Annotated in this window: 21 protein-coding genes; 15 read left to right on the forward strand and 6 right to left on the reverse strand. The window is 37.6% G+C overall.

What is annotated here, in order from left to right:
• Positions 1–19: 19 nt before the first annotated feature.
• Positions 20–937 carry an alpha/beta fold hydrolase gene (locus MJX77_RS13655; protein WP_111854097.1) on the reverse strand — a complete coding sequence of 306 codons (918 nt, stop codon included), beginning with the start codon at positions 935–937 and terminating at the stop codon, positions 20–22.
• Between the two features lie 2 nt (positions 938–939).
• A complete protein-coding gene (locus MJX77_RS13660) occupies positions 940–1,500 on the reverse strand; it encodes a PadR family transcriptional regulator (RefSeq protein ID WP_252059352.1) in 561 nt (186 codons plus the stop codon).
• Positions 1,501–1,635: 135 nt separating this feature from the next.
• On the opposite strand from MJX77_RS13660, the gene MJX77_RS13665 reads away from it, so the two are divergent.
• From MJX77_RS13665 to MJX77_RS13680, 4 genes are all read left to right on the forward strand, one after another.
• Positions 1,636–3,660: an NADPH-dependent 2,4-dienoyl-CoA reductase gene (locus tag MJX77_RS13665; protein ID WP_252059353.1), complete on the forward strand. Its 2,025-nt coding sequence runs from the start codon at positions 1,636–1,638 to the stop codon at positions 3,658–3,660.
• A 70-nt stretch (positions 3,661–3,730) separates the two neighbouring features.
• A complete protein-coding gene (locus MJX77_RS13670; RefSeq protein ID WP_013197653.1) occupies positions 3,731–4,138 on the forward strand; it encodes a nuclear transport factor 2 family protein in 408 nt (135 codons plus the stop codon).
• A 38-nt stretch (positions 4,139–4,176) separates the two neighbouring features.
• Entirely contained in the window at positions 4,177–4,893 is a 717-nt protein-coding gene (locus MJX77_RS13675; protein WP_252059354.1) for an SGNH/GDSL hydrolase family protein, read from the forward strand.
• 19 nt (positions 4,894–4,912) lie between these two features.
• Positions 4,913–6,007, forward strand: a complete 1,095-nt coding sequence (locus MJX77_RS13680; RefSeq protein WP_252059355.1) for a YheT family hydrolase — start codon at positions 4,913–4,915, stop codon at positions 6,005–6,007.
• Between the two features lie 63 nt (positions 6,008–6,070).
• On the opposite strand, the gene MJX77_RS13685 is transcribed toward MJX77_RS13680, so the two are convergent.
• Positions 6,071–6,916, reverse strand: coding sequence for a metal-dependent hydrolase (locus MJX77_RS13685; RefSeq protein ID WP_202724205.1), 846 nt, complete (start codon positions 6,914–6,916; stop codon positions 6,071–6,073).
• Positions 6,917–7,159: 243 nt separating this feature from the next.
• A complete protein-coding gene (locus MJX77_RS13690) occupies positions 7,160–7,633 on the reverse strand; it encodes a hypothetical protein (protein WP_013197658.1) in 474 nt (157 codons plus the stop codon).
• 223 nt (positions 7,634–7,856) lie between these two features.
• On the opposite strand from MJX77_RS13690, the gene pyrG reads away from it, so the two are divergent.
• The 3 genes from pyrG (at position 7,857) to eno (ending at position 11,733) form a co-directional block, all read left to right on the forward strand.
• Positions 7,857–9,494, forward strand: a complete 1,638-nt coding sequence (gene pyrG, locus MJX77_RS13695; RefSeq protein WP_004792002.1) for a CTP synthase — start codon at positions 7,857–7,859, stop codon at positions 9,492–9,494.
• Between the two features lie 30 nt (positions 9,495–9,524).
• Positions 9,525–10,382, forward strand: coding sequence for a 3-deoxy-8-phosphooctulonate synthase (gene kdsA / locus MJX77_RS13700; RefSeq protein WP_252059356.1), 858 nt, complete (start codon positions 9,525–9,527; stop codon positions 10,380–10,382).
• 61 nt (positions 10,383–10,443) lie between these two features.
• A complete protein-coding gene (eno, locus tag MJX77_RS13705) occupies positions 10,444–11,733 on the forward strand; it encodes a phosphopyruvate hydratase (protein ID WP_004792004.1) in 1,290 nt (429 codons plus the stop codon).
• Between the two features lie 76 nt (positions 11,734–11,809).
• Here the strand turns inward: eno and MJX77_RS13710 are convergent, their stop codons facing one another.
• Positions 11,810–12,487 carry a DUF421 domain-containing protein gene (locus MJX77_RS13710; RefSeq protein WP_049836844.1) on the reverse strand — a complete coding sequence of 226 codons (678 nt, stop codon included), beginning with the start codon at positions 12,485–12,487 and terminating at the stop codon, positions 11,810–11,812.
• A gap of 337 nt (positions 12,488–12,824) precedes the next feature.
• On the opposite strand from MJX77_RS13710, the gene MJX77_RS13715 reads away from it, so the two are divergent.
• Positions 12,825–13,202, forward strand: a complete 378-nt coding sequence (locus MJX77_RS13715) for a ParB N-terminal domain-containing protein (RefSeq protein WP_252061335.1) — start codon at positions 12,825–12,827, stop codon at positions 13,200–13,202.
• Between the two features lie 23 nt (positions 13,203–13,225).
• On the opposite strand, the gene MJX77_RS13720 is transcribed toward MJX77_RS13715, so the two are convergent.
• The gene (locus MJX77_RS13720; RefSeq protein WP_252059357.1) at positions 13,226–13,906 is read right to left on the reverse strand and encodes a hypothetical protein; all 681 of its coding nucleotides are present in this window, start codon (positions 13,904–13,906) and stop codon (positions 13,226–13,228) included.
• Positions 13,907–14,331: 425 nt separating this feature from the next.
• On the opposite strand from MJX77_RS13720, the gene MJX77_RS13725 reads away from it, so the two are divergent.
• From MJX77_RS13725 to pcaF, 7 genes are all read left to right on the forward strand, one after another.
• Positions 14,332–16,524 (forward strand): TonB-dependent siderophore receptor, encoded by a 2,193-nt coding sequence (locus MJX77_RS13725; RefSeq protein WP_353619229.1) that lies wholly within the window; start codon positions 14,332–14,334, stop codon positions 16,522–16,524.
• A 146-nt stretch (positions 16,525–16,670) separates the two neighbouring features.
• Entirely contained in the window at positions 16,671–17,624 is a 954-nt protein-coding gene (locus MJX77_RS13730; RefSeq protein WP_252059358.1) for a bifunctional helix-turn-helix transcriptional regulator/GNAT family N-acetyltransferase, read from the forward strand.
• Between the two features lie 267 nt (positions 17,625–17,891).
• The gene (ftsB, locus tag MJX77_RS13735; protein ID WP_004643028.1) at positions 17,892–18,281 is read left to right on the forward strand and encodes a cell division protein FtsB; all 390 of its coding nucleotides are present in this window, start codon (positions 17,892–17,894) and stop codon (positions 18,279–18,281) included.
• On the forward strand, positions 18,247–18,963 hold the full coding sequence (gene ispD, locus MJX77_RS13740; protein WP_252059359.1) for a 2-C-methyl-D-erythritol 4-phosphate cytidylyltransferase: 717 nt from the start codon (positions 18,247–18,249) through the stop codon (positions 18,961–18,963). The genes ftsB and ispD overlap by 35 nt, the downstream gene beginning before the upstream one ends.
• A gap of 340 nt (positions 18,964–19,303) precedes the next feature.
• On the forward strand, positions 19,304–19,975 hold the full coding sequence (locus MJX77_RS13745; RefSeq protein ID WP_013197703.1) for a 3-oxoacid CoA-transferase subunit A: 672 nt from the start codon (positions 19,304–19,306) through the stop codon (positions 19,973–19,975).
• 18 nt (positions 19,976–19,993) lie between these two features.
• A complete protein-coding gene (locus tag MJX77_RS13750) occupies positions 19,994–20,647 on the forward strand; it encodes a 3-oxoacid CoA-transferase subunit B (RefSeq protein WP_000121765.1) in 654 nt (217 codons plus the stop codon).
• A 12-nt stretch (positions 20,648–20,659) separates the two neighbouring features.
• The gene (gene pcaF, locus MJX77_RS13755) at positions 20,660–21,871 is read left to right on the forward strand and encodes a 3-oxoadipyl-CoA thiolase (RefSeq protein ID WP_252059360.1); all 1,212 of its coding nucleotides are present in this window, start codon (positions 20,660–20,662) and stop codon (positions 21,869–21,871) included.

The following is a 21,871-nucleotide window of genomic DNA, read 5'->3' on the forward strand; positions in this document are numbered from 1 at the left end:
AATAGATCCCTTTATTTTTTTAAGAAGCATGTTTTAGTTCTGATAAGAATGTAGTGATTTCATGCCCAAATTTTTTCGGCTCGGTTAATAAAGGTGTATGGCCTGAGCGCTCAAAATATATTGCTTTTGCGTGTTCAACACTATGGGCAATAAGTGTCTGTCCTGTTTCTGGATAAAGCGTCGAGTTGCGACCAATAAAGAAGGTGGTTGGGCATTGTAACTGTTGAATGGCTTCACGATAATCTTCATTGTGATAAAGATAATTTTCAACATACCAAAATAAATAATCGAGACGCTGAATTGGTAATAAATATTTTTGTAGAAAAGGCTGTTTGAGCGCTGTTTTAAAAACTAAAGGGCTAAAGGGATTGCTGCTTTGTAACTCAATAAAATCTACCCAAAGACGAACCAGTTCTTGTCGATCTGGAAGCGCTAATTCATAAAGATATTTGGCATTTTTGTGCTTTGATAATAATTGATAGATATCATTTAATAATTGTTTGAACTGGGGATGTAGAGGGCCGAATAGACCATATTCCCATGTTGAATCCACAGATATTTTTGGTGTTTGATCGATATGTAAATAGGCTTTTAATTGCTGCGCCAGATGAGCATGCTTCATGCCATGCATGGCCGTTGTAGCACCCATTGAATAACCCATCAAGATAAAGTTATCGAGTTTTAATTGTTCTATTAAATGGGCGACATCTTGCCAGTGGCTAGAAATTGCATCTTGTTCAGGGATTGCACAGTTCTTTGACCCCCCAAAACCACGCCAATCTGGAATGATAAACTCATAATCTTTACGGTTTGCATAAATAAAAGGAAGCCATTGCCAGCTTTGCATGCCAAGACCAGATAAAACCAAAACTGGTTCACCACGACCAACACGACGAACAAATAAATTTTCCCGATCGGGCATGGTGTAATATGGCATGACTATTCTCCAACTACGCTAGCTTGAGCAAAGCGTTTTAATTGAGGGATGACTTGTTCCAACCATTTGATCCATTCACTTTCCATCGTAATCCCAAGTTCTAAGATCATTTTGTGAATGTATAACACACGGTTATCTAGATCATCGTTATCTTTAAAATCCTTATCATAAATACTTTGATAAAGTTTCAGTTTCTCTTGATGTAAACCAAGATGTCTTAACAGCTCAGGTAATATCTGATTATTGCTCAATTGTGCTTCAGCACGCAATCTAACCATTAAATCATCACGAAGCTGCGCGGGTTCACTTTGTTGTGTCATCCATGAAGCTAGTTCAATACGCCCCAATTGTTCAACTTGATAGGTTTTTTTTCGACTATTTTCCATTTCATTTTCTAACGTTGAAACCCAACCTTTTTTTAGCATGTGGTTGAGTTCACGATAAATTTGCTGATGGGTAGCATTCCAGAAAAAACCAATTGAACGATCAAACCGGCGGGCAAGTTCGAACCCTGTACTTGGTCGTTCAAGCAAACTGGTTAATAAAACATGAGGAAGTGACATGGCAATCCGGTTTGTAAGCAAAAGTAAAGTGTGACTAATGAGATTATGCAACATGTTGCATAAAAGTCAAAATTTGATTATAAATTAATGCAACAAGTTGCATTAGCAAGCTTATTGCTAGCCAAAGGAGAAAATATGTCAGCTTATCCGCATTTATTGAAGCCACTTGATTTAGGCTTTACTACTTTAAAAAACCGTGTGCTTATGGGGTCTATGCATATTGGTTTAGAAGAAGCACCACAAGGATATGAACGCATGGCTGCGTTTTATGCTGAGCGTGCAAAAGGTGATGTGGGTTTAATTGTAACTGGCGGTGTTTCTCCGAATGATGATGGTGTTGTATTTAGCCATGGTACGAAGTTAGATACAGTTGAAGAAGCTGAAAAACATAAAGTGATTACCCAAGCTGTTCATGAAGCTGGGGGTAAAATTGCTATGCAGATTTTACATACTGGACGTTATTCTTATCAGCCAAATAACGTTGCTCCTTCAGCAATTCAAGCACCGATTAACCCAATTAAGCCAAAAGCTTTAAGTTCTGCCGAAGTGCAGCAGACCATTGATGACTTTGCAAACTGCGCCAAACTTGCTCAGTATGCGGGTTATGATGGCGTGGAAATCATGGGTTCTGAAGGTTATTTAATTAATGAGTTCATTGCTGCGCGTACGAATCATCGTGATGACGAATGGGGCGGTAGCTATGAAAACCGTATTCGTTTTCCTATTGAAATCGTAAAACGTACACGTGCTTTAGTGGGTGAAAACTTTATCATTATTTATCGTCTATCGATGCTTGATTTAGTTGAAGGTGGTTCAAGCATTGAAGAAGTGATTCAGCTTGCAAAAGAAATTGAAAAAGCAGGTGCAACTATTATTAATACAGGGATTGGCTGGCATGAGGCTCGTATCCCAACAATTGCGACAAAAGTTCCTCGTGCTGCATTTACGTGGGTTACTGAAAAACTTAAAGGTGAAGTCTCTATCCCTTTAGTTACTTCTAACCGAATTAATACTCCAGAAATGGCTGAACATGTATTGGCATCAGGTCATGCCGATATGGTATCTATGGCACGCCCAATGCTAGCGGATGCTGAGTTTGTTTTAAAAGCAAGTGAAGGCCGTAGTGATGAAATTAATACATGTATTGGCTGTAACCAAGCATGTTTAGATCACATTTTCTCAATGAAAATTGCAACTTGTTTAGTGAACCCGCGTGCATGTTATGAAACTGAACTTATTTTTAAAGATGCACAAGTTCAAAAGAATATTGCTGTTATTGGTGCAGGGCCTGCGGGCTTAAGTTTTGCTGTATATGCAGCTGACCGTGGACATCAAGTTAAAATTTTTGAGGCTAGTCATCAAATTGGTGGCCAATTTAATATTGCAAAGACTGTTCCTGGAAAAGAAGAGTTTTATGAAACCTTACGCTACTTTGCTCGCCAAATTGAGTTACGACCAAACATTGAATTAATTTTGAATCATAAGGCAACTTATGAAGAGTTGAGCCAAGCAAATTTTGATGAAATTGTGGTTGCAACTGGTGTAACGCCTCGTCAATTACAATTTGAAGGTATTGATCATCCTAAAGTTCTCAGCTATTTACAAGTTTTAAAAGAACGTGTGCCAGTGGGACAACGTGTAGCCATTATTGGGGCAGGTGGTATTGGTTTTGATACGGCTGAATATCTCACTCACGAAGGTGAAAGTGGCAGTTTAAACCCAGAAAAGTTTTATGAAGAATGGGGAATTGACACTCAATATGAGCATGTAGGTGGTTTAAAACAGCCAAAAGTTGAGACTTCTGAACGAGAAATCTATTTACTGCAACGTAAGACTGCTGTTGTCGGTGCAGGTTTAGGTAAAACTACAGGATGGATTCATCGTGCAGGCCTTAAAAATCGCCAAGTTAAAATGCTTGCAGGCGTTCAATACAACAAAGTAGATGATCAGGGCTTACATATCACTATAGATGGGCAACCGAGTGTACTTGAAGTTGATCATGTTGTGATTTGTGCGGGTCAAGAATCTTTCACTGCAATGTATGACCAATTAAAAACAGAAGGTAAAAATGTTCATTTAATTGGTGGTGCCAAAGAAGCGGGAGAGCTAGATGCAAAACGAGCAATACGTCAAGGTGCTGAACTAGCAGCGGTTCTATAAATTTTATGGTGCATTTCTTTATATGGAAATGCCCCTAACTTCATTGGTTAAATTACGGGATAAAATAACAATGACACTTGAAACTACAAAACAGTCTTTAGAAAAATGGCATCACATGATTCAGGCAGGTAACTTGTCTGATCTAAATGATTTACTGGCAGATGACGTGGTTTTTCGTTCACCGGTTGCCTATAAACCTTACGAAGGAAAGCAGGTCGTTTTCTTCATTCTTACCAATGTCATCCAAGTGTTCGAAAACTTTACATATCATCGTGAGTTTTATACAGAAGATGGCGAGAATGTAGTGCTTGAGTTCAGCGCTAATGTCAGTGGTAAATCATTAAAAGGTATTGATATGATTCGTTTTAATGAACAAGGAAAAATTGTTGATTTTGAAGTAATGATTCGTCCAATGAGTGGCTTAGCTGCGCTGGCTGAACAAATGGGTATAAGAATTGCCAAGTTTCAACCACAATAATTTTAGTAAATAGCCTAAGTGAGATAGAGACTAATAGAATGTGGTTAAAACTTTCAACTTTAGCATTGTTGCCTGTACTTTTTGTGCAGGGAACAAAGGTTCGTAAGAATACACCACGCTTGCTAGAAGCCAGTGGTGAAAGAGAAGGCATGGTTGGCAAGGGCAGACCATTGTCTCTGCTTATTTTAGGAGACTCTGCCGCAGCGGGAGTTGGCGTTGAAACACAACAAGACGCTTTATCAGGCGCAATTATTTCTGAGTTACAAGATCAATATTTGATAAATTGGAAACTTCATGCAAAAACAGGTCATACTACTAAGCAGGTTTTTCAAGCTTTACAGTATTTAGAGCCGCAAAATTATGATGTTGTTGTTACATCTATTGGTGTTAATGATGTGACAAAACTAACGTCAGCAAATTCATGGATAAAACAACAAAAGCAATTATTTGAATATATACAAGCACGTTTTCAGCCTAAACTCATTATTGTTTCAGGCGTTCCGCCCATGCAACATTTTCCAGCTTTACCCAATCCATTGGCTTGGTTGTTTGGAAAATACGCGGAACAAATGAATCAAGTGTTATATAACTGGGTAGAAGCACAAAACCAATTTAGATTCATTCAATATGATATTGAAAGTTTTCAAGCTTTGAATCTGCCTATGGCAAGTGATGGCTTTCATCCAAGCAAAGAAATTTATGCAATTTGGGGACAGCAGGTTGCAGCATTAGTGCGGCAATCATTTAACTCATAATCAGAGGTCGTGATTGGATATGGGCATATCTACTTTAAATAAAATTAAAGCTTTTGGTTCAGAATTGTTTGACTCAGTACTCGGTGCTGAACAGCCAAAAATCTATTATGACCCACAAGGGAAAATTAAAGATGTTTTGGATAAGTTGCCCCAACTTAAGCAGAAATATCGTCCTACACCATGGTTAACTAACAATCATGTCCATCTTTTATATTTCGATATTATTAGAAAAAAAACCATCAAGCTTGAATATGACCGTATTGAGCAACTCAGTATGAAAGATGGGGGCGTAACTGCAATTGCATGGTATGGCTATAATCTTCCGAAAGATACTCCCACGGTGGTTATCATGCACACCATTACAGGAACGCCTGAAAGTATGCGTGAATTGGTGAGAGATATTCATCAATATACTGGATGGAGAATAGCACTATGCTTACGCCGTGGGCATGCGGGTTTACCTATGCCTGTACCACAGATTTCTCTTTTCGGATCAACAAGTGATCTTAAAGAGCAGCTTACGCATATTCAAAGTTTGTTTCCTGAATCGGATTTGTATGCAGTTGGTTCTTCTGCTGGCACAGGATTGTTAGTTCGTTATTTGGGTGAGCAAGGCTCTGACACACCATTTAAAGCGGCTTTTGCAATGTGTCCAGGCTACAACACTGAGATTGGCTTTAAAAATGTTCACCCGTTTTATAGCAAAATGATGACCAAAAAGTTATTTAAATATTTTATTCATCCTTATCAAAGTACTTGGAATCAGATTGCTTCTTTAGAAAAAGTTCTTGCAACGACTAGTCTCGAAGAGTTTGAAAAAGAATACTTTGAAATGGCAGGCTTTCAGGACTATCAAAGTTATTGTCAGGCAATTAATCCAATTTATGTATTTGAAAATGTCAAAATTCCATTAATGATTCTTAATGCTGAAGATGATCCAGTATGCTCTATTAAAAATTTAGAGCCTTATAAAGAAACTATTCAGCAAATGAGTAACATTGCAGTGGTAACCACTAAAAAGGGAAGTCATTGTGGTTTTTACGAAGGTTGGAAAAGTACTTCATGGGCAGCCAAATTAATATCGAATTATTTTATGGTTGATCATAAAAAGTGATGGTATTGCCGTAATTGATTAAATAAAGCCCATTCAATAGATGGGCTTTATGGTTTTATTGGATCAGGATAAAAGCAATTTCGGATCTTTCAGTTCAATTTTGATTTTGGTACTAGCAACGAGGTCTTTTTCATCTGTTTGGTTAGGGTGAAAATCAAATCGATAATAGTCAAAAAATTTAGGAATCAATGTTCTGTATTGCTTATTAGCAAAACTAAAGAACTTACGCCAAGATTTAAAATTAAGTAGTTGGCGATCTCGGTTCATAAGAACGAATTGATAGATTGTTGAGAAGCCAGTAATTAAAAATAAACTTAAAGTGAAGACGGTGATACGTGGCAGATATGCGCTTAGCCCACTTCCATACAAGTGTTCATAAAGATCAAAGGCCACAGCTTTATGCTCAGTTTCTTCAATACTATGCCATAACCATAAGTTACGAATAGTTGTGTCTGTCATCAGTTCATTAACAGACTGCATCATGCTTACTACAAGTACAGCGGTGTAGTGTTCAAGGCCTACCGTTACAAGTAGGTTCCATTTTTTACTAAAAACTTTTTCAATACTCTTTAAAACAATACCCGTTACTTTTTCTAAAGATTCTGGATCTAAACCATGTTGTTGTGCACTCACATGAAAAGCATGATGTTCTTTAGAATGCATTGCTTCTTGACCAATAAAAGCACTAATTTCACGATCTAGAAGTTCATTTGACTTTGCTTTTGCACGTAATGCTCGAACTGAACGAACAAAATATGATTCACCTTCGGGGAACAATGTAGATAAACCCGTAAAATAATGTGTAAAAGTGGGTTCGTTATTACACCAATAGCGAGGTACATTTTCAAAATTATAGTCCATACGACGGACTGGAAATGAGGCAGGCACGCGATTTGATACGGTATTCATTTTAAGCTCCAATCTTCTTTTAATTAAAGTTCCAAAAAGGAACTTGATTAAAAATTACATCTCAGAATAGGGAACGTCAATGCTTTTTCAAGTGAAAGGGGTAGGTTGTCCTAAATTGATATCTAGGAAAACTTTAAAGACAAATTGGAATGAAAAAGTAAAACTGATGAGTGAATTGATAATTTTAATAATAATTAAAAAGCCCAAATCAAGTGTTTAATTTGGGCATATTCATACGAGAACTTAGTTTTTAAGCGCTGGTGTAGCAGCAGCAATTGCAGCGGCAACAGCATCATCTTCAGTTTGAGATGGTTCTGCTGGCTTAGCAGGTTTAGACTGAGCTTTCTCAGGCTTAGGTTCTGCTTTTGGCTCAGGTTTAGGTTCTGGCTTAGGCTTCGGCTCTGCTTTAGGTTGTTCAGAAACAGTTGTTTGTGAATTTTGCTCAGAATGGGCAGGACGAGTTTCACGGCGAATTTCAGTTGTAGTATTCGCTGTTTCTTCGTGGTGAACTTCGACTTGCGTTGGCTCCTGAGTTTGAGCTTCTTCAGTTTTAACACTTTCTAAAGACTCAAATTTTGCAGGTTCAGCAGGTTTAGGTTCCGAAACAGCTGTTTCAACCTTTTCTTGCTCTTCTTCTGGTGTTTCTTTTTTGACGCATGCGGTTAACAATAGTCCAGCCGCAATAGCAGCACAGATTAAAAGTTTTTTATTTGCCATTGTCCTAAACAACATTTAATTGAGGAGCCCGCATTATAACAGCAAAAGAGAATGAAAAAATCATGTGAGATTGACCTAATTTTTTATTAAAAATGCTGATAGAATAGCCAGTTGTTTAATGATCTTTGAATTGGTGCGGTTTGACTTTGCTTTATAGGGGCAGAGTACAGTAAAATTGCCCAACATTGTAGGCCGATTTCGGCTTGATTGTACGAGAAACTTAATGACCCATTTTATTTTTGTTACTGGTGGTGTGGTTTCATCGCTAGGTAAAGGTATTTCTGCTGCTTCAGTTGCTGCACTTTTGGAAGCCCGTGGCTTAAAAGTCACAATGGTTAAAATGGATCCTTACATTAATGTCGATCCGGGGACAATGAGTCCTTTCCAACATGGTGAAGTTTTTGTCACAGAGGATGGTGCCGAAACTGATCTAGACTTGGGTTATTACGAACGTTTCTTACGTCGTGCGAAAATGACCAAACTGAATAACTTTACTAGTGGCCGTGTTTATCAAGATGTTCTAAATAAAGAACGTCGTGGTGACTACTTAGGCGGTACGGTTCAAGTTATTCCACATATTACTGACAATATTAAAGAACGCGTACTTCGTGCTGGTGAAGGTTACGACGTTGCAATCGTTGAGATTGGTGGTACGGTAGGTGATATCGAATCACTTCCATTTATGGAATCAGTTCGTCAGTTAATGGTTGAGCTTGGTCATAAACGTACCATGCTTATGCATTTAACTTTGTTGCCATATATTAAATCGGCAGCAGAGCTTAAGACGAAACCAACTCAGCATTCTGTAAAAGAATTACTTTCAATTGGTATTCAGCCAGATATCTTAATCTGCCGTACTGAATATGATGTAGATGTTGATACTAAACGCAAAATTGCATTGTTCACTAACGTGGAAGCGCGTGCCGTTGTGGTATGTAAAGATGCGAAAACGATTTATCAAATTCCACGTACGTTCTATGAACAAAACGTTGATGACTTGATCTGTGAGCGTTTTGGATTTAATGATCTTCCAGAAGCAAACCTAGAAGATTGGGACAATGTAGTCGAAGCATTACTCAATCCTGAATACACTTTACGTGTAGCTATGGTTGGTAAATATGTTGAATTACCAGATGCTTATAAATCTGTTAATGAAGCATTATTGCATGCAGGCATCAAAAACCGTGTGAAAGTACAGATTGATTATGTCAATGCTGAAGAGCTTGAAAGCCAAGACGTTTCTATTTTGCAAACTGCTGACGCAATCTTAGTCCCAGGTGGCTTTGGTGAACGTGGTACTGAAGGCAAAATGAAAGCTATTCAATATGCACGTGAAAACAAAGTTCCATTCTTAGGTATTTGTTTAGGCATGCAATTGGCTGTAATCGAATATGCACGCCATGTTGCTGCAATGCCAGAAGCATCTTCTACAGAGTTTAACCGTTCTACCAAGTATCCATTGATTGGTTTAATTACTGAATGGTTAGATGAGCGTGGCGAGTTACAACAACGCAGTGTAGAGTCTGATTTAGGCGGAACTATGCGTTTGGGTGCACAAAAATCTGAATTGGTTGAAGGCACTAAAACACGTGAAGTCTATGGTAAAGCAGAAATTACTGAGCGTCATCGTCACCGTTATGAAATGAATAACCGTTTCATTGAAGCGATTGAACAAGCTGGTATGAAGATTTCTGGTTACTCTTCGGCTCAACATTTGGTTGAAACTGTAGAAATTCCTGAACATCCTTGGTTTATTGCTGTACAATTCCACCCGGAATTTACAAGTTCACCACGTGATGGACATCCATTATTTGCTAGTTTTATTGATGCTGCGAAAACACAGCATCAAAAAAGTAAATAATGCGATTTTAAATAAACTGGGAAAGTTTAAATGTCACAATTAAAACCACAAGAAGTTGTACGTTTAGGCGATATACAAATGGCAAATCATTTGCCATTTGTATTATTTGGCGGAATGAACGTACTTGAATCAAAAGATTTAGCTTTCGAAATTGCAGAAACTTATGTTGATATCTGCAAACGCTTAGATATTCCTTATGTATTTAAAGCGAGTTTCGATAAAGCAAATCGTTCTAGTCTGCATTCGTTCCGTGGTCCTGGACTTGAAAAAGGTATTGAATGGTTAGGCGATATTAAAAAACATTTTAATGTTCCTATCATTACCGATGTTCATGAGCCACACCAAGCTGAAGCAGTTGCACAAGTAGCTGATATTATTCAGTTACCGGCTTTCTTAAGTCGCCAAACTGATCTTGTTGAAGCGATGGCAAAAACACAGGCTATTATTAACATTAAGAAAGCTCAGTTTTTGGCACCTCATGAAATGCGTCATATCCTGAATAAATGTTTAGAAGCAGGAAACGATAAACTAATTCTTTGTGAGCGCGGTTCAGCATTTGGCTATAACAACCTTGTTGTAGATATGCTTGGCTTTGACATCATGAAAGAAATGAATGTTCCTGTTTTCTTTGATGTAACACATGCGTTGCAAACTCCTGGTGGTCGTGCTGACTCGGCAGGTGGTCGTCGTGCTCAAATTACAACTTTAGCACGCGCTGGAATGGCAACAGGCTTGGCTGGATTGTTCTTGGAAGGTCATCCAGACCCAGAACATGCAAAATGCGATGGACCTTGTGCATTACGTATGTCGCAGCTTGAGCCATTCTTGGCACAAATAAAAGAATTGGATACTTTGGTTAAAGGATTCAAAAAGTTAGACACCCATTGAGTTTTTACTCATTTACGCTGCTTTAATCGCAGCTCATATTCATTCAACAGAGGAATTGTTCATGAGCCAAATCGTTGACATCCGTGCACGTGAAATTTTGGACTCTCGTGGTAACCCAACCATCGAAGCAGACGTAATTTTAGAATCTGGGGTTGTTGGTCGTGCATGTGCACCATCTGGTGCTTCAACTGGTTCTCGTGAAGCTTTAGAACTACGTGACGGTGATAAATCACGTTACTTAGGTAAAGGCGTTAAAACTGCGGTTAACAACGTAAACACGATTATCCGTGACGCTTTAGTGGGCAAATCAGTATTTGAACAAAAAGACATCGATAATACGATGATCGAACTTGATGGTACTGAAAACAAAGAAAAATTGGGTGCAAATGCAACTTTGGCTGTGTCATTAGCTGTTGCGCGTGCTGCTGCTGATGAAAAGAAAATTCCTCTTTTCCAATACATCGCTGACTTACGTGGTCAAACGATTTTGACTATGCCTGTACCAATGATGAACATCATCAATGGTGGTTCACATGCAGACAACAACGTTGATATTCAAGAGTTTATGATTGAGCCAGTAGGCTTTACTTCATTTGCTGAAGCATTACGCGCTGGTGCTGAAATCTTCCATTCACTAAAATCAGTTTTAAACAAAAAAGGTTTAAACACTGCTGTAGGTGATGAAGGTGGTTTTGCACCAAACTTGCGTTCAAACGAAGAAGCAATCACTGTTATTCTTGAAGCTATCGGTCAAACTGGTTACAAAGCTGGTTCTGATATTATGTTGGCGCTTGACTGTGCATCTTCAGAATTCTACAAAAATGGTCAATATGTTCTTGCGGGTGAAGGCAATAAAGCATTCACAAGCAATCAGTTCTCTGACTATTTAGCAGGCCTTGTAAACCAATATCCAATTATCTCAATTGAAGATGGTTTAGATGAATCAGATTGGGAAGGTTGGTCTTACTTGACATCTATCCTTGGTGACAAAATCCAATTGGTAGGTGATGACTTGTTCGTTACAAACCCTAAGATTTTACAACGTGGTATTAATGAGAAAGTAGGTAACTCTATCTTAATCAAATACAACCAAATTGGTACGTTGACTGAAACTCTTGATGCAATTTACCTTGCTAAAGAAAATGGTTATACAACTGTAATTTCTCACCGTTCTGGTGAAACTGAAGATTCAACTATCGCTGACTTAGCAGTAGGTACAGCAGCTGGTCAAATTAAGACTGGTTCACTTTGCCGTTCTGACCGTGTTTCTAAGTACAACCAATTACTTCGTATTGAAGAATTGACTAAAGCTGCTTACCGCGGTAAAGCTGAGTTTAAAGGTTTAAACTAATCTTTAAATAAAAAGTTAAAATTAGTTTTTTAACATTTTAAGGTGCTATTTTTAATAAAAAATAGCACCTTTTTTATTATCCTAGACGACGGGTTTTTAACGACTTAGCCCAACTATGGTGTTTGCAACGAGAACATTCTTGATCGAGTGTATTTAGAATTTTCGTTTCACCACATTTCATACATGAATAAAAAGTATTGATTTTAAGTACGTCAGCTTTGCAATAAGCATCTGGGAATAGGGGGAGTCCCCATTTTACCTCTTCATCTTCATAGTAAAGTAAACTCAGGATACCGTCAGACTCCAATAAGGCTGTTCTCACTTGGCCTAGATGTTCAACATTTTGTTGGCGCATCTCTGAGAAAAACTCATCATGTGAATATGATTGTTTCTGGAAATCTTTGTAAACTAAAAGTCCATCTTTGACTACACAGAGAGCTCTTCCTTCCAATAGGTCTTCAATTTTCTTATGTTTTACCATTGCCCAAGTTACAAGGCGGTAGAGAAAAAGAATAACGATAAATGCGACAAAAGCATGTGCGATAGGTAAATCCTTAGTAAACATTGGATCGCCAGCCGCGGAACCTAAACATAAAATAATTGCGAGTTCAAAAAGGGAAAGTTGGCGAATACCCCGTTTACCTGATAGTCTTAAAAAACTAATAATAATGATAAACATGACGAAACATCGAACCAAAATTTCCAAAATAAAGGGCCAAGTTGTGTCACCTATGAAAATATTAAAAAAATCCATTTTTTTCTCCCTTTTAATAGGTCGATAAAGTCTTTCTAAAATTCTTAGCAAATTAAAAATTGAAAAAATATACTTTTTAAGTAGTTGTTGGTTAAAAATTCAAACTTTATGTGATTTTGTATAAATTCTACTATTTAAAATATTTATTAAAGTAAACATATAGTTGAAGCTTCAATCGTAGAAATAACACTAAGAAAAAATGATTGTTAAAGTTATTAAATAAAATAAAAATTTTGATCTGTATTACCTAAATTTAGTCTCTCAATTTTTATAATGTTTGGTCTTAATATATATATGATATATTTTAATTTATTGTGTTTTAAGCGAATTTCATATGATGAGAAAGCAATATCATTTTAGAAAAGTTGAAAATGATACTTATATTTGGGATGTAGATAATTTAGTAGAATTAACTAGAAATTTTAAAGTAAAAGAAATTTTGCTATCAGAAATAAAAGAATTAAATGAACCATACTGGTATCCAGATTCTCATCCCACTACTCAAGATATCATTGATCATATGATATTAATTCAAGAAGCAGATTTGTCTTATCCAATAATACTATGTTCACATGGGAGAATAATGGATGGTATGCATAGGGTAGGGAAAGCGAAAATTTTAGGTGAGGTTAAAATACGTGCTGTACAATTTGATAAAGACCCTCAACCAGATTATATCAATGTTGATGAGGATGATCTGAACTACGATGATTAATTATCAATAATTGCGAATATGACTTAAGGGCAATCAGGACTGTAGGGAATAGCATCTAAACGTTTTTGAAAAACATTTGGATTCAGTATATTTTCATACATTTGTTGATATGTTCGTTTATGATCTTCAATATGATGATAATCAACGATTTCTTGAAGTTTATCTTTATATTCTATATGTCCCGCATGAAACATCGCTGCATAATGGCCCCACAGTGCATATTGATATCGTATGGCTGCCTTTGGAATTAAATTTATTTCGTTTAAATAGCTATGAGCCGTTTTTTCATAACATGCTTTTATTTCATGAGCATCTTTTTTCATTTTTCTTAAAAAAATACATTGCATCTCTTGTAGTTGTGAACTATCTGTTTTATTTAAAATTTTTTCGGTAACTATATATGCGTCTTTAAGGCAACCTAAGTGAATAAGTACCTTGCGTTTGGTTTTTAAAATATCTAAATTATTATCATTAGAGGGAATTTTTTTTAATAAGTTTTTAAATTTTCTATGGGAAGTATCTTGTGGCTGCTCAGCTTTTAGACTGTAAATAATATCATTATATTCAAATATATAAGGGTTAGCAGGTGTATATTGTTTATGATTGCTCTCCATATTAATTATTTTTGAAGGGCTATCATCAGTAGGGTGATCACAAGCGCTTAAACCTAAGCTTACTAAAGAAAACGCTAAAATTTTGTGCACTACAGTTTATACCTTTATTCTCTTTCATGAGATTTATGAAGAATAATAAAATATAAAAGAAAATACTGTGTAGTTTTTTATTTCTCATGTCCATGAGTAGTTCAACAGTCAATTTGAATTTGAAATTGGTTTATATATTTTTGAATCAATAATATAAAGCCCATTGTTTCAGTACCATGATTGAACAAGATCAACATTTAATCTGTTAGAAATCCAAATTTTGATGTCGTGGATAGCGATTCTTTAATGCAATGATGGATTGGCAATTTAAATTAAACAAATAAGAATAATTATTAACTTAAAGTTGATAACAATTATCATTCGTGTTAATTTTTGTGCCGAACTTTTACTACTGTGTAACAAGGAACAAGGTAGTGGAAGGCTAAAAATATGGTTCAGCACATTAGTTATTATGGAATTTTCTTATGTACAATCCGCCCTTTAGAAAAGCATTTAGAGTTCACCCTTTAGCACTTTCTATGGCTTTAACGGTACCTTCATTTGTTTATGCAGAACAAACCGAAACAACCACTTTAGCAACGATAAAAGTACAAGCAGAACAAGAAAATCCGGCGGTTACTGAAGGTTCAGGGAGCTATACAGCAAAAAGCACAAATACTTCTACAAAATTAAATTTATCTCTTCGTGAAACTCCTCAATCAGTCAAAGTTTTAACCCGTGAATATTTAGATGATCGAAAAATCGATTCCTTTCAAGATTTAATGAATAATATTACGGGTGTTTCAACCTCACGTACCGATGAGCGTCAAAAAGTTTATGCACGTGGTTTTGAGGTGGATTATTACTTATTAGATGGAATGCCTAGCACAACAAATTTAAGTATAGGCGATCTTGATCTAGATATTTATGATCATATCGAAGTCGTAAAGGGTGCAAGTGGCCTAACCACGGGTGCGGGTAATCCAGCAATGGCTCTAAATATGATTCGGAAACATGCAAACTCAAAAGAACTCACTGGTAATGTCAGCACATCTTTAGGCTCATGGAACTCTTGGAGTAGCTCAGCAGATGTTTCCACGCCACTTAATGCAGATGGATCATTGCGTGGTCGCATGTTTGTAAAACATTCTGATGAAAAATCATTTATGGATTTCTATGAGAAAGAACGTAATGTATTTTATGGTGCGGTTGACTATGATTTGAGTGATAAAACAAGCATGTCGCTTGGGGCAACTTATCAAGAGTTACATCGTGACGGTATTCGTTGGGGCGGTACACCTGCTTTTTATACTGATGGGACTCGTACCAATTTTTCTAGAAGCTTAACAGTAAGTGCACCTTGGACTTATTGGGATGTAAATACAACGGCAGTATTTGCGAACTTAAAGCATAATTTATTTAATGATGTTAATTTAAATATTGCTTATACCTTCCGTAAAGAAGATACAGCTTCTATGTTGCTATATACAGCTGGAAAAGTAGACAAGGCAACCAATACAAGTCCATTAGAAACTCCCAATGATAATCAGGAGAATAAATCTGATTATGTCTCAGTATATGGCGCAAAAGCTGCAAATGAAGAAAACAATATTGATGTTTTTATCAATGCTCCATTTACGATTTTTAATCGTCCACAAGAAATCATTATTGGTGGATCGTGGAATAAGAATGAAAAGACAAAAGATATTTTTGGTGGATCTAACACAAACCAAGACATTGAAAAGTATTTAGGTGGACCACTTAACTATAATGATATGGCTCAAGAGTTGCTTCAACCAGTAGTATTAAATGGTAAAAATGCACTAAATGAAACTACACAAACTGCTGCTTATGTTGCCGGAAAATTTCAGATTCTGGATCCTTTGAAAATTATTGCTGGTGCACGTTTATCTAATTGGGAATATAAGTCTGAAAATGATAAAGGTAACCGCGAATTTAACAATGAATTAGCACCATATGTTGGCGCTATTTACGATTTTGCTCAAGATCATTCTGTGTATGCAAGTTATACAGAAATTTTTAAACCTCAAGAACGTAAAGATATAAATGATCAATATATAGATCCGATTACTGGTAAGAGTTATGAGGCTGGCTTAAAGAGCGAATGGTTTGGAGGGCGTTTAAATACAGCATTGTCAGTATTCCGAATAGAACAATCTAATTTTGCTGAATCGATACCTGACACGTTTATTATTCGTAATGGTACACAAACTACAGAACAGGCCTATCGCGCTGTAGATGGGGTTAAAAGTAAAGGTTTTGAGTTTGAAGCTGATGGCGAGATTAATGACAATTGGGGTATTAACTTTGGTTTTGCTAATTTTGAAGCAAAAGATGCACAAGGCACAAAGGTTAATACGACAAACTCTCGAACAACCTCGAATCTATTTGTTAAGTACAAACTTGATCAATGGAGTGCAGGGCTTGGTTTAAATTATAAGAGTAAATACTATACGGGTAGTGGAAGCTCTCGTATTGAGCAAGATGCATATGTTTTAGTAAGTGCGATGCTTGGCTATCAAGTGGATAAAAATATTAAACTTCAATTGAATATCGATAATATTTTTGATGAAAAATATTATGAAGGTATTGGTGCTAACTCAATGAATTGGGGCACACCACGAAATGCAACGTTGAGTGTTCGTTATAATTTCTGATTTAAACTCACATAAGAAAACGATTTATAAAAGTCCTCGAAAGAGGGCTTTTATTCTTTTTAAGCTCGTTTTAAAAGTGAAGAAAATCTTGACTTCTTTTTTACAAATATGGTTGTATTATACAACTATATTTTGAGTGTGCAGTGATGATTGATCAAAAAATTATTGATGAAATCCGTAGTTCATCTCGAATTATGGTCCGTGAATTGGGTTTTATGAGTTCAACTCTTGCTGCCACTGATTATTCTCCGTCAGCTGTTCATTCTTTACTTGAACTTGAAAATAGAGGTTCTTTAACCGCTGTACAATTAGGACAGCTTTTAGGCTTAGAGAAATCGAGTGTGAGTAGAATGTTGCTTAAACTCATTAAGGCGGGTGAGATTAAAGAGGAACAAGATAAGAATGATGCTAGACTAAAAGTGATTAAACTCACTCCGAAAGGAATAGATACTGTAAGAAAAATTAATAATTATGGAGAAAGGCGAGTTATTCAAGCCATTGAAAAGTTAAACTCTTCTGAACAACTTATTATTGCTCAAGGTTTGACAGCCTATGCTGAATCTTTAATAGACTGTCGAGATAATAAAGATCTTATAGATAACAATACTATTCAAATTGTGAGTGGCTACCGCGCAGGTATGATTGGCAGAATCGCAGAAATGCATGGTACTTATTATTATGAAAATTATAATTTTGGACCTTTTTTTGAAGGAAAAGTGGCTACCAATTTAGCTGAGTTCTCTAACCGTCTTTATAAAGACTCTAATAATATTTGGTTGGCAATAAAAAATAATAAAATTGTGGGTTCTGTTGCGATTGATGGCGAAGATTTAGGGAATAACGAGGCTCATCTTCGGTGGTTTATTTTAAGTGACGATTGTCGAGGACAGGGAATCGGCAAAAAGCTATTAAAAGAAGCAATAAACTTTTGTGATCAAAAGCAATTCTCTGCTGTTCAATTATGGACGTTTAGTGGCCTTAGCGCCGCAAGAAAACTTTATGAAACTTTTGGTTTTAAGCTAACGAATGAATGGGAAGGAGACCAATGGGGCAACACCATGTTAGAGCAACAATTTACACGGGTAAATAATGGAAATTAACCATAAGCTTTTCTCAGCATAAATTTCTCATACTCAGAATGATTTTTTGTGTGTAGAGTGATTTATAAACAGTTGTACTTATAAATATTATTTCCCTTTCAAATTCTATTCATTTTTGACAAAATGAAACATGTCACAATGGTCAATTAAAGTAATATGCCCATTAATAATTTTGCTTAAATTTTTGCAGGAATTGCGCATGCTACTTGTTAATTACTATACAATACAATCTCTTAACGAAAGTTTTTAATTAAAAATCTTAATGATATGTTAGAAGTATTTCGATCCACTTCAAGCAAACTGATATTGCTACTTGTTATTGTTTTAGTAGCTATCCTGCAATATCAATTTTGGTTAGGTGAGGGTGGCTATATCCCTCATCAAGCTCTCATGCAACAAATTCAGCAACAAGCTGAGGTAAATGAAGAGCTTAAAGAACGAAACCGTATTTTGGCAGCAGAGGTTTTTGACCTGAAAAATGGTACAGAAGCAATAGAAGAACATGCCCGCCTTGATCTTGGTTTGGTTAAACCTCACGAGACATTTGTTCAAATGAGTACGATCAGTACCCATTACAAACCTATTTATATTGACCCGAACGCTAAAGTTGATTTGGAAACGAATGAGACACCTGCATCCCCAGATATCCCAGACTAAATTGTGGGCAGTAATTCCCGCTGCAGGATCAGGAAGTCGTTTTTCTAAAACTGAATTGAAGCAGTATCAATATATTCAGAATAGGACTGTTTTAGAACATACGATTGGCCGTATAAGCCAACTTCCATTAAATGGTTATGTTTTGGCAATTGGTACACAAGATACCTTTGCTCAGACTCTAGCATTTCAAAATATAGATAAGGCGCATTTTTGCATAGGTGGAGCTGAGCGAGTTCATTCAGTTTTAAATGCGTTAAATCATCTTTTAAATTTTGCCGATGAAAATGATTGGGTCCTTGTGCATGATGCGGCTCGCCCTTGTGTAACCCTTGATTGTTTAAATGCACTTGTGGCAAATGCAATTGAATCAAATGAGAGCGCTATTTTAGCAATTCCTGTTCGTGATACTTTAAAGCAGGTTAAGTCAGGCAATCAAATTGATAAAACAGTTAGCCGAGATTTATTATGGCAAGCTCAAACTCCTCAAATTACTAAAATCGGTAAACTAAAAAAAGCAATTGAATACGCTTTAGAAAATAACGTCACTATTACCGATGAGGCAAGTGCACTCGAGTATATGGGTGAAACTGTACAGGTCGTGATGGGTCGTTCGGATAATATAAAAATTACCTATCCCGATGATTTAGAACTTGCACGTTTGATTCTGCAATCTCAGTCATAATTCTATTATTTTTAACTTGCTTGGATGATTTGCCCATCTAAGTAAGTTTTCTACATATCTATTTATAACCACTCATATTCTTTTACATTGATAAGTTTTAGGATTTATCAAGATCGGACAACTATACTAGATAATGTTCGATCATCGAACAAAAAATATTTATACCGAACAAAACCATGGTTTGATAACTAGATCAAATTACAAAAATTATCAAGAATGTTTAAAAGGAAATCTAAGGGAAACACTCGGGATTGAGTGAAATATCTATCTGTTCATTCTGCCTCTGTGTGCCTAACTCTCTTATCTATTCCTTCCTGAATGAGCACAATGGAGTTGTCTAATGATTGACAAAAGTAAGTCCTCTCTTAGCGAGGTACTATCGCAGATTAAAGATGGCGCGACCATCCTGATTGGTGGTTTCGGTACCGCAGGACAACCCGCTGAACTCATTGATGGACTGATTGAACTCGGTGTTAAAGATTTAACGATTGTTAGTAATAACGCCGGTAATGGCGATTATGGTCTGGCTAAACTGCTTAAGGCTGGTTCAGTTAAAAAAGTGATCTGTTCTTTCCCACGTCAGTCAGACTCTTATGTTTTTGATGAATTGTATCGTGCCGGAAAGGTCGAGCTTGAAGTTGTTCCGCAAGGTAATCTGGCTTGCCGTATTCAGGCAGCAGGTATGGGACTTGGTGCTGTGTTTACCCCAACAGGCTTTGGAACACTTCTAGCTGAAGGCAAAGAAACTCGCCAGATTGATGGTAAAGATTACGTACTCGAATATCCAATTAAGGCTGACTTTGCCTTGATTAAAGCTTACAAAGGCGACCGCTGGGGCAATCTGGTTTACCGTAAATCTGCACGTAACTTTGGTCCAATTATGGCCATGGCTGCGGATGTCACAATTGTTCAGGTGTCTGAAGTGGTTGAGCTAGGTGGCCTAGATCCAGAGCACATCATCACCCCAGGTATTTTTGTACAGCACGTTGTTCAAGTACAGCCCGCACAGTAAGCAATAAGGAGAAATAACATGAGCTACCAGAAACTCAGCCGTGACCAGATTGCAAAACGTGTGGCACAAGATATTCCAGATGGCGCCTATGTGAATTTGGGCATTGGCTTACCAACCAAGATCGCAAGCTACCTACCTAACGATAAAGATATTTTCCTTCATTCTGAAAATGGCCTGTTGGCTTTTGGCCCACCACCAGCGGCAGGTGAAGAAGACCCTGAACTAATTAATGCGGGTAAAGAATTTGTGACCATGCTTGAAGGCGGCAGCTTTTTCCACCATGGCGACTCATTTGCGATGATGCGTGGTGGTCACCTTGATATTGCCGTACTCGGTGCATTTCAGGTTGCAGCGAATGGTGACTTGGCGAACTGGCACACAGGTGCACCGGATGCGATTCCTGCGGTAGGTGGTGCGATGGATTTAGCTGTAGGTGCTAAAAAAGTATTTATCACTACCGACCATGTGACCAAGCAAGGTGAACCAAAGATTGTGGCTGAGCTGAGCTATCCGGTTACGGGTAAAAAATGTGTTGACCGTATTTACACCGACCTGTGCGTGATTGATGTAACTAAAGATGGTTTGAAGGTGATTGAGAAAGTTGAAGGTCTTAGCTTTGATGAGTTACAGGCTTTAACAGGTGCAACTTTGATTGATGCGACTCAAGGGTAAGGAAGTAGGGAAATGACATTAAAAAACGCTTATATCATCGATGCCATCCGTACTCCATTCGGCCGTTATGCCGGTGGCCTTGCTCCTGTCCGTGCCGATGACCTTGGTGCTGTGCCGATCAAAGCTCTCATGCAGCGTAACCCAAATGTAGATTGGGAACAGGTCGATGATGTGATCTATGGCTGTGCTAACCAAGCCGGTGAAGATAACCGTAATGTCGGCCGTATGTCAGCACTGCTTGCAGGTTTACCGTATCAAGTACCAGCAACCACCATTAACCGTTTGTGTGGTTCTTCACTCGATGCGATTGCCATTGCTGCCCGTGCTATTAAAGCAGGTGAAGCGAGCTTGGTGATTGCAGGTGGTGTGGAAAGCATGAGCCGTGCACCGTATGTGATGGGTAAGTCTGACAGTGCTTTTGGTCGTAGCCAGAAGATTGAAGACACCACCATGGGCTGGCGTTTCATTAACCCTAAACTTAAAGAATTGTATGGTGTAGACACTATGCCCCAGACTGCCGAAAACGTCGCTGAACAGTTCAACGTTAATCGTGTAGATCAGGACCAGTTTGCCTTGGTGAGCCAACAACGCACCGCAAGCGCGCAAGCCAAAGGCTTTTTTTCTAAAGAAATCGTGGCAGTTGAAATCCCTCAGCGTAAGGGTGATGCTGTTGTGATTGATACCGATGAGCATCCACGTGCATCGACCACCCTTGAAGCTTTAAGCAAACTTAAACCTGTAGTTAAAGCAGAGGGTTCTGTGACTGCGGGGAATGCTTCAGGTATTAATGATGGTGCAGCCGCTCTGCTGATTGCTTCTGATGAGGCAGTTCAGGCCTACAACCTCAAACCACGTGCCAAGATCATTGCTTCAACAGCAGTGGGTGTAGAACCACGCATTATGGGTTTTGCTCCGGCACCAGCGATTAAGAAATTACTTAAACAAGCCAACCTGACTTTAGATCAGATGGATGTGATTGAGCTTAACGAAGCTTTTGCTGCCCAAGCTTTGGCCGTGACCCGTGATTTAGGTTTGCCAGACGATAGCAACAAGGTAAATCCAAACGGTGGTGCAATTGCTTTGGGTCATCCACTTGGTGCGTCAGGTGCACGCTTAGTGACTACAGCCCTAAACCAACTTGAACAAACAGGTGGTCGTTACGCTTTGTGTTCAATGTGTATTGGTGTAGGTCAAGGCATCGCATTGATTATTGAGAGAGTCTAA

The sequence above is a fragment of the Acinetobacter sp. AHP123 genome (genome assembly GCF_023757925.1).
In the GTDB taxonomy this organism is placed as follows: Bacteria; Pseudomonadota; Gammaproteobacteria; order Pseudomonadales; family Moraxellaceae; genus Acinetobacter; species Acinetobacter oleivorans.

Excerpts from the sequence above, each read along its gene's own strand:
- MJX77_RS13655 (WP_111854097.1), bottom strand. The coding sequence starts at position 937 with ATGCCATATTACACCATGCCCGATCGGGAAAATTTATTTGTTCGTCGT.
- MJX77_RS13660 (WP_252059352.1), bottom strand. The coding sequence starts at position 1,500 with ATGTCACTTCCTCATGTTTTATTAACCAGTTTGCTTGAACGACCAAGT.
- MJX77_RS13665 (WP_252059353.1), top strand. The coding sequence starts at position 1,636 with ATGTCAGCTTATCCGCATTTATTGAAGCCACTTGATTTAGGCTTTACT.
- MJX77_RS13670 (WP_013197653.1), top strand. The coding sequence starts at position 3,731 with ATGACACTTGAAACTACAAAACAGTCTTTAGAAAAATGGCATCACATG.
- MJX77_RS13675 (WP_252059354.1), top strand. The coding sequence starts at position 4,177 with ATGTGGTTAAAACTTTCAACTTTAGCATTGTTGCCTGTACTTTTTGTG.
- MJX77_RS13680 (WP_252059355.1), top strand. The coding sequence starts at position 4,913 with ATGGGCATATCTACTTTAAATAAAATTAAAGCTTTTGGTTCAGAATTG.
- MJX77_RS13685 (WP_202724205.1), bottom strand. The coding sequence starts at position 6,916 with ATGAATACCGTATCAAATCGCGTGCCTGCCTCATTTCCAGTCCGTCGT.
- MJX77_RS13690 (WP_013197658.1), bottom strand. The coding sequence starts at position 7,633 with ATGGCAAATAAAAAACTTTTAATCTGTGCTGCTATTGCGGCTGGACTA.
- pyrG (WP_004792002.1), top strand. The coding sequence starts at position 7,857 with ATGACCCATTTTATTTTTGTTACTGGTGGTGTGGTTTCATCGCTAGGT.
- kdsA (WP_252059356.1), top strand. The coding sequence starts at position 9,525 with ATGTCACAATTAAAACCACAAGAAGTTGTACGTTTAGGCGATATACAA.
- eno (WP_004792004.1), top strand. The coding sequence starts at position 10,444 with ATGAGCCAAATCGTTGACATCCGTGCACGTGAAATTTTGGACTCTCGT.
- MJX77_RS13710 (WP_049836844.1), bottom strand. The coding sequence starts at position 12,487 with ATGGATTTTTTTAATATTTTCATAGGTGACACAACTTGGCCCTTTATT.
- MJX77_RS13715 (WP_252061335.1), top strand. The coding sequence starts at position 12,825 with ATGAGAAAGCAATATCATTTTAGAAAAGTTGAAAATGATACTTATATT.
- MJX77_RS13725 (WP_353619229.1), top strand. The coding sequence starts at position 14,332 with ATGTACAATCCGCCCTTTAGAAAAGCATTTAGAGTTCACCCTTTAGCA.
- MJX77_RS13730 (WP_252059358.1), top strand. The coding sequence starts at position 16,671 with ATGATTGATCAAAAAATTATTGATGAAATCCGTAGTTCATCTCGAATT.
- ftsB (WP_004643028.1), top strand. The coding sequence starts at position 17,892 with ATGTTAGAAGTATTTCGATCCACTTCAAGCAAACTGATATTGCTACTT.
- ispD (WP_252059359.1), top strand. The coding sequence starts at position 18,247 with ATGAGACACCTGCATCCCCAGATATCCCAGACTAAATTGTGGGCAGTA.
- MJX77_RS13745 (WP_013197703.1), top strand. The coding sequence starts at position 19,304 with ATGATTGACAAAAGTAAGTCCTCTCTTAGCGAGGTACTATCGCAGATT.
- MJX77_RS13750 (WP_000121765.1), top strand. The coding sequence starts at position 19,994 with ATGAGCTACCAGAAACTCAGCCGTGACCAGATTGCAAAACGTGTGGCA.
- pcaF (WP_252059360.1), top strand. The coding sequence starts at position 20,660 with ATGACATTAAAAAACGCTTATATCATCGATGCCATCCGTACTCCATTC.